The sequence below is a fragment of the Rubellimicrobium roseum genome, from assembly GCF_006152145.1.
In the GTDB taxonomy this organism is placed as follows: Bacteria; Pseudomonadota; Alphaproteobacteria; order Rhodobacterales; family Rhodobacteraceae; genus Rubellimicrobium; species Rubellimicrobium roseum.
In genome coordinates this window covers 530,729-544,940 of record NZ_VDFV01000001.1, presented here as the reverse complement: position 1 = coordinate 544,940, position 14,212 = coordinate 530,729, and the positions used below count along the sequence as shown (strand labels likewise).

Sequence of the window (14,212 nt, the reverse complement as noted above, 5' to 3'; positions counted from 1 at the left end):
CCCCCTCAGACCGGGAGCTTGAATCACACCGTCACAGCGGGAGCGAGCAGATCAATGGGTCCTGAACCTAATCTCCAGAAGCCGGGACTTCCGATAATAGAATTGACCCCTGAGCCGATCCCTGGGGAAGGCCCAATCGTCTCCTGCCATGCTGGCAAGTCTCCGATCTGCGGACGTCCGAGATGGTCATATCAGGCACGCTTTCATCTCGTGCACGCGTCGTGCCTGCGGAGCGGGAAATGCCTTTCATTCCTATTGGAAGCAAGACCGCGATGGTGGCGACCGCCAACTGTAGCGATAGACGCCATTCGGTTCGTCATGGTGATAGTCACAATCTTGAAGAAATGGAGTGCTCTGTTGCATGAGGCAATTGAGGCTTGGACGTGTCCTTGTTCTGGACGGGCCTCTGCCACGGCTTCTGCGACAGGTGTGCCGAGAGCTGGAGCCGTTCAGGGCGGTGACACGGACGCGGTGATGCTGGCCCTCGCCGAGAGAACCACTGGCAACGCCATGACCGTCGCCGGCGGCAACATCGAGGCGGCGCTGCCTTAGCGAGCGATCGAACGGCTGTTCCGCCCTGATCGCTATGCTACCCTAAGGAGATAAATGCTCTCCGGATCCGATTGCGCGGGAATCGAAAGCTATGTACGGGAAGCCCTTGCGGGCACCACGATCCCGCTGCGATCAATAGGGCGAAGCGGCGACATAAATGAAAAATTCGGACGTGCGCGGGCAGGGCAAGCAGGGCGCAAGCTCCTCCGCTCTGCCGAACGGCAAGCCAGACATCAGGGCCCGCATCCGATCCAGCGGACTCTTCGACGCCGACTGGTACTGCGCGCAGTACCCGGACGTGACCAGTGTCGGGCTCGACCCCCTGAAGCATTTCCTGCGCTTCGGCGCGCTCCTGCGGCGCGATCCGTCCCCGCATTTCGAGACCGCCTTCTACCTCGACTCCCACCCAGACGTCGCGGCGTCGGGGGTCAATCCCCTCGTCCATTACCTCCAGACCGGATGCGCCCAGGGCCATCTCGCCCGCGCGAACCAAGGCCGGGTCGCGCTGGTCGTCCATGCCTTCCACCTCGACGTCGTGGGCGACCTCGTGCGCTATGCCGCCAACTTCCCGGCCGGGGCCGACCAGTTCGTCACCCATCCCGAGGGCCTCGACGCGAAGGCGGTCGAGTTCCTGCGCCGGTCCTTTCCCGAGGCCCGCTTGGTCGCGGTTCCCAATGCCGGCCAAGACGTGGGCGCGCTGGTCGTGCTCGCCCGGCTGGTGGACCTGGGACGCTACGAGGCGATCTGCAAGGTCCATACCAAGAAGGATGCGAATGAGCCGCTGCGCTGGCGGCACGCGCTCCTGCGCGGGGTGCTGGCCAGCAAGGGGCAGGTGCGCCGGACGATCAAGGCGTTCGCGGAGGACCCGCGCCTCGTGCTGGCGGGGTCGCGGCAGCTCTACCTGCACGGGCCCTCCTACCTTTGGAGCAACGCCGAGACGCTGGAGCGGGTCTTCGGCCCCCTGATCGGTGGCTTCGATTTCCGGGCCTCCGACTGGGGATTCATCGGCGGCACCTGCTTCTGGATCCGGGGATCGGCGCTGCAGGAGATTGTCCGGGCCCTCGACGGCATGAAATTCACGTCCGCGGCCTATCGGGACGACGCCACCATCGCCCATTGCGCTGAGCACGTCTTCGGCATGATCGCGACGCTGAAGGGCGGACGGGTCCTGCTCCACGACGTCGAGCAGTCCGCTGGGTCCGTGACCGAAGGGCCGGGCTTCCCCGCGGATGGCGGGCGCAGCCGCATCATGATGGCCGACCTGCTTGGGCGGATCGCCTTTCCTGACTACGTCACCACGCCGCCCCCGCCGCGCGGACGGGTCCGGGCCAATCCCTCGACGGGCCGGGTTAGCGGATGGATTGCCGTGCAGGGGGACGACACGCCGCGCGAGGGCCTGATCCGCATCGGTGCCCACGAGATCCACGTGACGGCCGACCAGTTCCAGGCCGACCTGCGCAGCAACGGGATCAACCAGGGCCGGCACGGCTTTGTGGTATCCGCGCCAGACGCGCTGGCGAACGGCCAGCCGCACGAGATGGTGCTAATCGACCGGGCCACGGGCAGGGAGCTCCACCGCGCGACCGGAACCTGGGACAAGCCCACGCGGAGCTACAAGGACTTTCAGGGCTTCCTCAAGTCATCGATGACCCGGCCCCAGATCGATCTTCCCTTCGTCGAGGCCGACAAGCGCGCCTTCGCCGTTATGGAGGGCATCGCTAACCGCCTCACGCAGCGAGGGCTGGCGCTGGAGCCGAAGCCCCTGATCTCGGTCGTCATGCCGATGTTCGACCGCGCGGGCGTCGTGGCCAAGGCCATCGAATCGGTGCTGCGGCAGAGTTACGACGCCTTCGAGCTTCTCGTCGTGGACGACGGCAGCCGCGACGACAGCGTGGCGGTCGTGCGCGCCATCGGGGACCCCCGCATCCGGCTCCTGGAGCTCGGCCAGAACCGAGGCGTCGCGGCGGCCCGCAACGCCGCGCTCCGGGCGGCGCGGGGCGAGATCATCTGCTACCTCGACAGCGACAACGCCTGGGATGAACGCTACCTCGCCGCCCAAGCCGGCGCCTTCGACGAACTGCCGCAAGCCGATCTCATCTACTCGGGGGTCCTGCTCTATGAAGGCTACCACACGGAGCCGATGGCGATCCGCTACGGGCACTTCCATCCAGCCCTTCTCGAGAACCGGAACTACATCGACAACAACGTCATCTCGCACCGGCGGTCCTTCCTTGGCCTGCTGGGCGGGTTCGACGAGAGCTTGCGCCGTTTGGTCGATCACGACCTAATGCTGCGGGCGGCAGAACTGGGCCGAGTCTACTCGATCCCGATGCTCCTCTGCCATTATTACTACAACCGCATCGAGAACACTATCACCGGTGGCACCGACATGGAGGTCAATCGGGACCGGCTCCGGAGCCGCCTAGCAGAGCGCAAGGCGAAGCGCCTGGCCGAGTTGGACCGGGCCGAGCTCGACCGCCCCGTAAGCGTCGTCATCCCCAACTGGGAGTCGCTCGACGAACTGCGTGAGTGCCTCACGGCGCTCCAAGCGCGCGACTGGGGCGGCAAGCTCGATGTGGTGGTCGTGGACAACCTGTCCTCCGAGCCCGTGCGCGAGTTCCTGGCGGCCGAGCACGGGGCCGGCCGTATCGTCTTCGTCCCGCTAGACTTCAACTACGGCTTCACCTACGCCGTGAACGTCGGGATCGCCCGGTCGCGCGCGGATGCCGACATTCTCCTGCTCAACAACGATGCCATCGCGCAGCCGGGCGCAGTGCAGTCCCTCCAGCGGGCCTGCCTCGCACGGTCCGACGCCGGCATGACCGTCCCGCGCCAGATCCTTCCTGCGGGCACCCGGACGCTCCGGAGCCATGTCCCCTACGTCTCGGCGAACTACCCCTGTGACGTGAACGTCTCGGCCATCCACCAGAACGTCGCCGACATCCCCGTCTTCCATGATGGGCGCGGGCTGGAGCTGGTCTATGCCCCGTTCTTCGCCGTCTACATCCGCCGCGAGGTCATCGACGCCATCGGCCCGCTCGACGCCGAGTACGGCCGCCACTACCGGTCCGACCGCGTCTATTCCGACATGATGCTCAACCTGACGAACTATCGGATGTTCTACGTGCCGGACTCGCATTTCATCCACAAACTGCAGCAGGCGACCGAGCAACTGCGTGAGACCGGGCAGGGGGACAACAGCTTCGAGATGATGTTCCGCCGCAACCAGTGGGATGTGGAGACGGCGGCGCGGCTGGGCTACCGGTCCGCCCCGTGGGACGTGTTCTGAGCGCCGCCAGGATGACATCCACCCGGGACGCGTCCCCGGCGGGTCTACGGTCCGGGGCCGGCCCCGTGCGATGCAAGACGAGGAGAAGCTTGCTGTGACATCAACGAACCAACAGCGGGAGCGCCGGGCGCTTGTCGTTCTCGGCATGCACCGGTCCGGGACGTCCGCCTTGGCAGGGGTGCTCCACATTATGGGCGCGGAGCTGCCCCAGAATCTCATGCCGGCCACTCGCAACAACCCGGTTGGCCATTTCGAGTCGGTCGAGGTCTGCCGGCTGAACGACGCGATCCTGCGCTCGGCGAGCTCCTCTTGGAGCGACTGGTGCCCCTTTGACCGGGGCTGGCTCGACTCCTTTGCCGCCGAAACAATGCTGGACCGGGCGCACGAGGTCCTGTCCGGCGAGTGGGGCCAGAGCCGCCTGGCGCTCCTCAAGGATCCCCGCATCTGCCGTCTCTTCCCCTTCTGGCGGTCGGCGCTCGCGGGGGTAGGCTACGCGCCCGTGGTGGTCCACACGCATCGCGACCCGGCCGAGGTGTCGCAGTCGCTGCAGCGGCGCGACGGACTCCCGCCCGAGATCGGCCGTCTCCTATGGCTGCGGCACGTCTTGGACGCCGAACGCGCCACCCGCGGCCTGTCCCGAGTCTTCGTCAGCTACGAGGGGCTTCTGCGCGACTGGAGGCAGACGGTCGGCCGGATCACCGAAGGGCTGGGCATCCGCTGGCCCAAGTCCCCGGACCGAGCCCAGGCCGAGGTGTCGAGGTTCCTAAGCCCCGACCTGCGCCATCACCGCAGGGAGCGCGACTCTGCGGCGCCGGCCGGTGCCCTCGATCCCTGGCTCGAGGAGGTCCGTGCGATCCTCGATACCTGGGCCGAGTCGGGCGAAGTCGAGGTCGACCATGCCCGGCTGGACGCCGTCGCCGCGCAACTCGAGGCGGCGACCCCCGTCCTCGGGCCGATCGTGGACCTGGCGCTGCGTCTTGTGGCCTGTGCGGGAGAGTTCGAGCGGGAAGGCGGGCGGCTGCGGGCCGACCTCGATGGCGCATCCAAGGATAAGGCCGCGCTGGAGCAGCAGGTCGCCGAGTTGCGAACCAAGCTCGGTGCCCTCGAGCCCGAGCGGGACAAGGTCAGCCGCACGTTGGCCGAGGCCCAGGACCGCATCCGCGACCTCGACCGATCGCGGGCGGACGCCGAGGCCGCCGTCGAGGAGCAGGCCGATCGCCTGCGGCACTTGGAGGCCGAGGCCAAAGGGCTGCGCATCCAGGCCGCGCGATCCAGCGACGAGGTCGCGATCCTGACGAGGCAACTGGTCAAGACCCAGAAGCATCTTGCGGACGAGAGCTCGCGCCGGAAGAAGGCCGAGGCTCAGGTGTCGGCGCTGCGGTCGAGCACCTCGTGGCGGATCACGGCGCCCCTGCGCAGAACCAATCTCCTGCTGCGCCGGACCTGACCCGGGCCCAAGGGCCGGCTCCGGCCGCCGAGCCACGCTTCACCTGAACCCCGAAAGCCGTCATGAACAAAGAGCTTTATGTCGCCGTCGACTAGCCTTGGCAGGGGTGCAGCGAGATCCGCACGCATCGCTACCAGTCCGGGAACGAGGCCAACCTGGCGTTCCACATAGTCCGGGGGACGTCCGTCAGCGACGCCAACAATGCATCCTTCTGCGACTTCGGGCGCTTCGTCTTCTGGGACCAGCCGCGGCCTTGGTCCTTCGTGGCGCAGGGCGTCACGATGTTCGGCTTGGGCATGGTCCTCTGCGCCGGAAACCGGTTCATCCGGCAATCGCGCCACCTGACCGGGAACGTGCATAAGCGGGCCGAACGGTCCTGCTCGGGCCAACCGGCGAGAGACGCTCCCCAACGACCGGGTCTGGATCGTGGGCGGCCACGCCTCGACCAACAACTACTGGCACTGGACGGCCCAGAGACTGCCGTCGATCCTGCAAAACATCGACATGCTGGAAGAGGACGGCGTCCGCGATTGCGGCCTGCTGCCACCGTGAGAGGCTGGCCCGGCCCACTCCGAAGGAGCGGCACGTTCGGCTGACGGCCCCGCTGATCTGGGCGTGCTCCAGGATCCGCAGCTTGCAGCGGATCTCCCGCTGATCGTTAATCATCGACGACACTCTCCTTCTCCTCGCCGGAGATCATCGAAGGTGTCTCGCTGAATCGTGCAGTCCTACACCACTCGAGAGCCTCAAGGAGATGAGACGGGGGGCGATGTCATCGAGACTCCCCACCGAGGACAACATCCTCCGACTCATCTGCGCGGTTCTGCTTGGGTTTGCCGACGAGTGACAGCTCCAGCACTGCCCTATTCAGGTCGAAGCGATGGCCGAGCTCGATACCCCGCTCACCGAGTCTTAACCCTCATCTCCGTCAATATCGCATGATTATGGCCGCCCTCGCTATAGCAGTGATTTCTACCTCTTTGATGGTCATAAATTGGATTGCCCCTCGGCAAGGCTAAGCTGGTGCCTTGCGGAAGCCGAGGACCTGCCCGGCCGGGAGTCTGCGCCCGATGGGCGCCCGACCAACGCAGGATCTGTAAACTTTTGCTCTGTCGTTCGGGAACTATCGGCCCCTCTCAGGCATTCCTGTGGGGCGTGTTGGACCATACCGGGTTGCATAACGAAACCCTTTTGACCCTGGCCGACCTCACCGAGCCCCTTGATGACCACCTTACGGGATCGTCTGCGCGCTGACACCGCGCCTTGGCACGAGCGCGTCGATGACGCCTATTCGGTACTGGACCTGAGACAGACCGTCGACCTTGGCCGTTTTCTCAGGTCGCAGCTGTCGGTTCTGCTTGCTGTCCGATGTGGGCCAGGGCGGCACGCCGAGGATGCCGAGCGTCTCCGGAGATCCATGATAGGAGCGCTCCAGGCGGACCTGCGCCATCTGGACCTGAAGGCCGTCCGGCCCGCCACAGAACGACGGCTCGATGCAACGGCCGTCCACTACATTCTTCTGGGCTCACGCCTGGGAACGCGGGTCCTGCACAGGCGCTGGCTGGGGGCCACGGATGCCGCGGTCGCGGGTGCCGGACGCTATCTGGGAACGACGCCACCCACGGCGGCTTGGCGCAAGTTCTGCGCCGAACTGCTGCAAATGCCGGATCAAGGGACTGAAGCCGACCGGATCACGCATGACGCCTGCATCCTCTTCGATCTTCACCTCGACGTCCTGCCTGCCCTCGCTCCTCTTCGTCAGGGAGAGTCCGATGCCGCATGACCACACCGCGCGAAGCGACCGCTTGCCCGACCTGTCGGAGTGCGCTCGCGAGCCCATCCAGTTCCTGGGGCACGTGCAGGCGTTCGGCTGCCTGCTGATCATCTCCAACGACTGGGTGATCCAGAACGCTTCGGCTAACTCGACGGAGATCCTGGGCCTCACCGCAGGCGACCTGATCGGGACGCGCCTGCTCGACCACCTGTCCCCCGGAGCGATGCACGACCTCAGGGGCAAGTTCCAGACCCTCAGCGGCGAAGATGAGAGCGGTCGGGTGTTCGGCGTCGACCTGATGGGGAACGGGCGGTGCTTCGACGTGGCCCTGCACCGAACGGGTCGCAGCTATGCCATCGAGTTCGAGCGCAAGGCCGGCGACCGCCGGCGCGATGACATGGCGCTGGTGCAGCCGCTTCTGGCGCGGGTCCGCAAGGGCCGCACGCCTGTCGAGATGTGCCAGTCCGCGGTCCGGGGGCTCGCGGCGCTCACAGGGTTCGCTCGGCTGATGGTCTACCGCTTCGAGCCCGACCAGCACGGCGTGGTCATCGCCGAATGCCTCTCGGAAGGCATGGAAAGCTACTTGGGCCTGCACTTCCCTTCGGGCGACATCCCGCCCCAGGCGCGGGCACTCTACACCAAGAGCCTCCTGCGGATCATCGCCGACGTCGATGCGCCGGTTTCGCCCATCCTGCCTGACCGCGATCCGGAAGGACGCGTGGTCGATCTCTCGCTTGCCGTGACGCGGGCCGTGTCGCCCATCCATCTCGAATACCTGCGGAACATGCAGGTTCAGGCCAGCATGTCGGTCTCCATCCTGCGTGACGGCCAACTCTGGGGCCTCATCGCCTGTCATCATCCCGAGCCCCACCATATCGACTACGAAACGCGATCGGCCGTCGAGCTGTTCACTCAGCTCTTCTCCTACGAGCTGAACCTCTGCGAGGAGTGGGCCGAGCGAGCGCAGGTCGAGCGCGCCCATGACCTTCATGAACGCCTTGTCATGCTTTTCGAGGCGGGCGTCGACTTTGGCACCGGACTCGAGCAGATCGCCGAGGCGATCGGAGGTGTGGTGGGGTTCGACGGACTGGCCCTGTGCGCCAACGGATCCTACTGCACCCAGGGCCTCGCGCCCACCGAGGCGGAGTTCGGCCGCATCGAGCGTCATCTGGCGCGCGCGCCGGCCGGGCGGATCTTCGTCACGGACTTCTTGGATCAGGCCTGCCCGGAGGCGGTCGCGCCGGAGCGGCAGATCGGAGGGCTTCTGGCTCTTCCCCTCAAGCAGCATCCACGCCGGTTCCTCATGCTGTTCCGCCGCGAGGTGGCGCGCGACGTGGTCTGGGCCGGCTCTCCGACGAAGATCTCCGAGGAGGGTGGCCGCATACATCCTCGCAAGAGCTTCGCCGCTTGGGCCGAAACGGTGCGAGGCCGCAGCGCTCCCTGGTCGCCAGCCGAGCTGCGCGCAGCCGACTTGCTGCGCGTCACGCTTCTCGAACTGGTGCTGAAGCTGACCTCGGATCAGAATGCTGCAGGCCAGAAGCGCAGCCGCAAGCAGGAGGTGCTGATCTCCGAGCTCAACCATCGCCTCCGCAATGTCTTCGGCCTGGTCAGCGGCATCGTGGCCCAAGCGGACCCGGAGGGGCAGGCCAGCGGGCGCATCCGCGCGCTGGCCCGCGCCAACGATCAGCTGACCCAGGCACGGCGGGGCCGCTACTCTCTCATGAAGCTGATCCGGGACGAGGCCGTCGCCTTCGCGCCCGACCCGACGCGCGTCCTGGTCGAGGGGGGCGATGTCCTCCTGCCCGCCGCGACGGGGGATACATTGTCGCTGGTGGTCCATGAGCTGGTGACCAATTCGGTCAAGCACGGAGCTCTGGGAGTTCCGACGGGCGAGGTCCGCATCGCCTTCACGCGCACGGCCCAGGGTGGCGTGGAGTGGCGTTGGCACGAAGCTGGCGGACCGCCTGTGACACCGCCCGATCGGGTGGGCTTCGGCAGCACCCTGATTGCCCGTTCCATTCCTCACGAACTCGGCGGAGAAGCGGAGATCGACTACTGCGCGGATGGCTTGCGCGCCCGCTTCTACCTGCCTCCAAGGCACGCCGAACTCATGACGGGCCCTTCGGTGGCACCTCCAGCCTCGGCCGGCGAGCCGGAAGCGGCCCGCGACAGCATCCGCCTGTCGGGCACGGCCCTGGTGGTGGAGGACAACCTGATCATCGCCATGAACGCGGCCGATGCCCTGCGCGGGCTTGGCGCCGACCATGTGTTGACGGCAGGCACTCCGTCCGAAGCCCTTCGGCTCCTCGACGAGCACCCTGTCAACCTGGCCATCCTGGATGTCGATCTGGGCGGATTGACCTCCGCCCCGGTGGCGGAGCGGCTGAAGGAACTCGGGGTGCCCTATCTGCTGGCCACGGGTTATGATGCCGACCTGGCGGCCAAGGAAGGTGACGTCCCGGTGGCCCATGTCTTGGGCAAGCCCTATAGCAACGAAGGCATAGCCGAGATCCTCGGTCGCGTCGGCAGCAGAGGAGGGCAGGGGCCGGATGTGTAGGTGGAACTGCCCCGGCGGTCATCTTCGGCCATGGCTCAAGGCCATGTGGCTCGTGAAGGATCTCGTCCAGATGAGGACGGCACGGACGTGACACTTCCGAACGGCGCAGACGTGTCTCTTGCCTCGGTCGCGATGGGCGAGCGAGCCTTCCTGACCGGTGGCGACATGGGCTCGCGCATCCAGGCCTTCGATTGGGCGGCCACGCCCTTGGGCGCTCCCAGGGACTGGCCTGTCTCTTTGAGGGCCGCACTGTCCATTTGCCTGCACTCGTCGTTCCCGACGGCCATCTACTGGGGACCGGATCTTCGCCTTCTCTACAATGACGCCTGGGCGCCCATCCCGGCCGAGCGCCACCCGGGCGCACTGGGTCGGCCTGCGGCCGAGGTCTGGGAAGATATCTGGAATGTCGTCGGCCCGCAGTTCGCCAAGGTTCTTCGCACCGGCGAAGGGTTCTCCACCTTCGACCAACTCCTGCCGCTGGAGCGCAACGGCCAAGTCAGCGAGACCTATTGGAATTACAGCTTCACCCCGATCCGGGGCGAGGATGGCCGCATCATGGGTGTGTTCAATCAGGGTCACGAGGTGACGGACCGCGTTCTAGGGGAGCGCCGCAACCGGTTCCTGCTGAACCTCAGCGACCGTCTGCGCGCCCTCTCGGATGCGGGCTCCATTATCGACACGGCGCAGGACGCCTTGGGGCGGCATCTCCGTGCCAACCGCGTGGGCTATGGCGACGTGGAGGAAACGGCACGCTATTTCACCACCGGCAGCAACTGGACCGATGGCACGGTCCCGAGCCGGGTCGGCATCCACGATCTTGAAGGCTTCGGACCCGAGGTCCTGGCGGCGCTCCGCGCCGGAGTCCCGCTCCTCATCCAGGATGCCGCCTCGGATCCTCGAACCAGTTCCCCCGAAAGCCTGGCCGCCTTCGATGCGATCGACACGCGGGCTGTCATCACGGCGTCACTGGTCAAGGAGGGGCGGATGAAGGCCGCCCTTTACGTCCATGCGCGCGAGCCGCGTTCTTGGACCCAGCGCGACGCCGAACTCGTCACCGAAGTGGCCGAGCGCACCTGGTCGGCAGTGGAGCGCGTCAAGGCCGAGGCCGAGACCCGAGCCAGCGAGGAGCGGCTGCGCGAACTCAACGAGACACTGGAGGCGCAGGTCGCCGCCCGCACGGAGGAACGGGACCGCATCTGGCAAGTCAGCCGGGACATGCTCGGCGTCGCGGACGAGAACGGTGTCTGGAGCAGCATCAACCCGGCCTGGAGCCACACGCTTGGCTGGGAGGCCAACCAGATCCTGGGCCGCACCTCCGAATGGCTGGAACATCCGGACGACCGCGCGAGAACGCGGGCTGAGATCGCGCAACTCGCCCAGGGCCGCACCACGCTGGCGTTCGAGAACCGCTTTCAGGACCGGGACGGCCGCTACCATGACCTTTCGTGGACAGCCGTGCCCGCCGATGGCATGCTTTACTGCGTGGCCCGCGACGTCACCGAGGAGAAACGTCGCGCAGCCGATCTGGAGGCCGCCCAGGGGCAACTCCGCCAAGCCCAGAAAATGGAGGCGGTAGGGCAGCTCACGGGCGGTTTGGCGCATGACTTTAACAACCTCCTGACGGGAGTCATCGGAAGCCTCGACCTGCTGGGCCAGCGCCTGGCCCAAGGCCGCCTTGGGGATGCCAAGCGGTATGTCTCCGCCGCGCAAGACGCCGCGCAGAGGGCGGCGGCCCTGACCCACCGACTGCTTGCCTTCTCTCGCCGCCAAACGCTCGATCCCAAGCCCACGAACATCAATCGGCTGGTCGGCGGCGTCGAGAACCTCGTGCGGCGCACCGTCGGGCCTGCGATTGCCGTGGACGTGGCGGGCGCCACGGACCTGTGGCTCACGCTGGTAGACCCTCCTCAACTCGAGAACGCGCTCCTCAACCTTTGCATCAACGCCCGCGACGCGATGCCGGATGGGGGGCGCCTGACCATCGAGACGGCCAACCACCTGTTCGGCGAAAGGGAGGCCAGTGAATATGATCTCGTCTGCGGTCCTTATGTCGGCCTGAGGGTGACCGATACCGGCACTGGAATGCCGGCCGAGGTGATTGCCAATGCCTTCGATCCGTTCTTCACCACCAAACCACTGGGTCACGGCACCGGCCTCGGACTGTCGATGGTCTACGGCTTTGTGCGACAATCAGGAGGGCAGGTCCGGATCGCGTCCCGGCTGGGCCAGGGCACAACAGTGGACCTTTACCTGCCACGACATGAGGGTCAGGCGGACGAAGCCGACCATTCGTCCCTCGCTTCTCGACCGCCTCGGGCCCGGAAGGGGCAGACCGTGCTCGTCGTGGATGACGAGCCCACCGTGCGCATGCTGATCGCGGATGTTCTGGACGAGCTCGGCTATGGCATCATCGAGGCGGCCGACGGTGCATCGGGCTTGGCCGTCCTCCGCTCCGACGCGCAGGTCGACCTGGTCGTGACCGACGTGGGCCTGCCCGGTGGCATGAACGGGCGGCAGATGGCCGACGCGGCCCGGGCCCGCCGTCCCCACCTCCTGGTGCTCTTCATCACCGGCTACGCGGAGGCGGCGGTTATAAGGGGCGACCAGCTCGAGCCGGGAATGCAGGTCATGACCAAGCCGTTCAACCTTGATGATCTGGCGACCCGTGTCTGCAATCTCCTCGACTCGGGACCGGGCTCGCCTCGGCAACATGGCCATGAGGCGGGCGATGAAAGACCTGAGCAAGCCTCTGTGTCCGATAAGGATTGAAAGGAGAGGGCCCGGCTCGGCCGCAGGAGTTGAACTCCGTCTGACCTGCGGGCGCCGGATCGGTGGTTGGCATGACGCCGGCGTGCAGGCCGGGCTTCATCCTATGTGCCTGGAGCACCTTGCTGAAGCCGAGGCTACTTCACCGCGCTTCACATTGCCCGCCGCAGTGGAGTCCCGCCCGGCGGGCATAGCTCAAGATTCCCACGCCTACCGCGGGCCCGTCTCGCAGACCTGCACAGGATGCGCTGCTGCCTCGCGCCGGGCGGCGCCCCCTTTCCAACGGCGGGCCCGTCGATGCCGCCCGGTCGGGCCGGGCCGATCCCAGGCCGACGGCCCACCTCGGACGGGGGCCTTCCTCCCGCTCGCGCGGGATGCCGATGATCCGCTCGTCGCTGAACCTCGATCGCGTCAGGGTCCGTCCTGCCTCCGGGCAGGATTCCAGCTCCACCCAGCGGAACAGTCAGGGGGCAGGGCACGGCCGATCTTCCTCCAGCGATCGTTTCATTCTCCGCCGAGCAAGCACAACCTGTGCCGAAGGTGCCGGTCAGGCCGGCAGAGAGCAGCGTGGCCGTGCTCAGGCCGTTCCAGATCGGAACCCCTGAGTTCGACCATCCTGCCTGCAGCGTCCGGGCTGTGGAATTGGGCGCGAGAGTCCATTCCGCAGGTCGATCCTTGGTCTGTCGGAGGAAAAAACTCCGCCATGGGCTCATACCTTTTCGATGAGCCTCGACAGGCTAGTTCCCGGAGCGGCGCGCCACTCTGAAAGGCATGAAGCTGCGATCTTTGCGACGACAGCGCGGACGACGGGCGGCGCCCCTTCTCCCTGCTTGGGCGGGTCTTCTCGTCTTGTCTGGCTGCGAAGGACCGCAATCGGTCTTTCGCACGGGCGGCTCCGACGCAGCGCAACTCGAGCACCTCTTCCTCGTAATGCTCGCCGGGGCCGTCGTCCTTTGGCTGGGGATCAACGGCCTGTTCTACTACGCTTCGCGCGTGAGCGCGCGGCCGGTCTCGCGGGCGCGGGTCGAGGCCCTGATCCTCGGAGGCGGTGTGGGCCTGCCGGTCGTGGTCCTCACGGCGCTCCTCGTTTACGGTCTCTCGATCATGCCTGACCAGCGGGCGCCCGGCGATGGATTGCGCCTGCGCGTGACCGGTGAGCAGTTCTGGTGGCGGGTCGAGTACTGGCCCGAGGGGGCAGAAGCGCCGGTCGTCTCGGCGAACGAGGTTCGCCTGCCCGTCGGGCGGCGCACCGAGATCGAGCTTGCCGCCACGGATGTGATCCACTCCTTCTGGCTTCCGGCACTTGGCGGCAAGACCGACCTGATCCCCGGTCGGGTGAATCGCATGTCGCTCGAGCCGACCGAGGTAGGCACCTGGCGCGGACAATGCGCCGAGTTTTGTGGCCTGTCGCATGCGCTGATGGCGTTTCAAGCTATCACGCTGGAGGAGGCCGAGTTCGGCGCCTGGCTGGCGCGAGAGGCGCAAGGGCTGGCGCCGGAAGCACGAACAGCCGAGGGTTACGCGATCTTCACGGCGCAGGGCTGCGGCGGCTGCCACGCCTTGCGGGGAACCGAGGCGCGGGGGACCGTCGGACCGGACCTCACCCATGTCGGAGGGCGCGCCACCCTCGCGGCGGGCATCCTGCCCATGACCGCCGACGCGCTCACCGACTGGATCCGCGATCCCGCCGCCTTCAAGCCGGGGGTGGAGATGCCGGGCTATGACCACATGGACCCGGACGAGCTCGCCACGCTGGCGCTCTGGCTGGAGGGGCTGAGATGACCGTCGCCGATCCCGAGCGGCTCGGCCGCCCGATCCCTGCCGCTG

7 protein-coding genes are annotated in these 14,212 nt (G+C 66.7%); all 7 read left to right on the top strand.

Annotated elements, in window-relative coordinates; translation table 11 throughout:
• The first annotated feature begins 709 nt into the window (after positions 1-709).
• Complete coding sequence (locus FHG71_RS02390; RefSeq protein WP_139079985.1) at positions 710-3,841, top strand: glycosyltransferase; 3,132 nt, start codon at positions 710-712, stop codon at positions 3,839-3,841.
• 169 nt (positions 3,842-4,010) lie between these two features.
• A complete protein-coding gene (locus tag FHG71_RS02385) occupies positions 4,011-5,288 on the top strand; it encodes a sulfotransferase family protein (protein ID WP_139079984.1) in 1,278 nt (425 codons plus the stop codon).
• Positions 5,289-5,714: 426 nt separating this feature from the next.
• Positions 5,715-5,840: a hypothetical protein gene (locus tag FHG71_RS24525; RefSeq protein ID WP_281281934.1), complete on the top strand. Its 126-nt coding sequence runs from the start codon at positions 5,715-5,717 to the stop codon at positions 5,838-5,840.
• A 670-nt stretch (positions 5,841-6,510) separates the two neighbouring features.
• Positions 6,511-7,071 (top strand): heme oxygenase-like domain-containing protein, encoded by a 561-nt coding sequence (locus FHG71_RS23350; protein ID WP_176559246.1) that lies wholly within the window; start codon positions 6,511-6,513, stop codon positions 7,069-7,071.
• Positions 7,061-9,619 carry a GAF domain-containing protein gene (locus tag FHG71_RS02375; RefSeq protein WP_176559245.1) on the top strand — a complete coding sequence of 853 codons (2,559 nt, stop codon included), beginning with the start codon at positions 7,061-7,063 and terminating at the stop codon, positions 9,617-9,619. Before FHG71_RS23350 ends, FHG71_RS02375 begins: the two co-directional genes overlap by 11 nt.
• A gap of 87 nt (positions 9,620-9,706) precedes the next feature.
• On the top strand, positions 9,707-12,388 hold the full coding sequence (locus tag FHG71_RS02370; RefSeq protein WP_218014010.1) for a GAF domain-containing hybrid sensor histidine kinase/response regulator: 2,682 nt from the start codon (positions 9,707-9,709) through the stop codon (positions 12,386-12,388).
• A gap of 768 nt (positions 12,389-13,156) precedes the next feature.
• Positions 13,157-14,167, top strand: coding sequence for a cytochrome c oxidase subunit II (locus FHG71_RS02365; RefSeq protein ID WP_139079981.1), 1,011 nt, complete (start codon positions 13,157-13,159; stop codon positions 14,165-14,167).
• Positions 14,168-14,212: the final 45 nt, after the last annotated feature.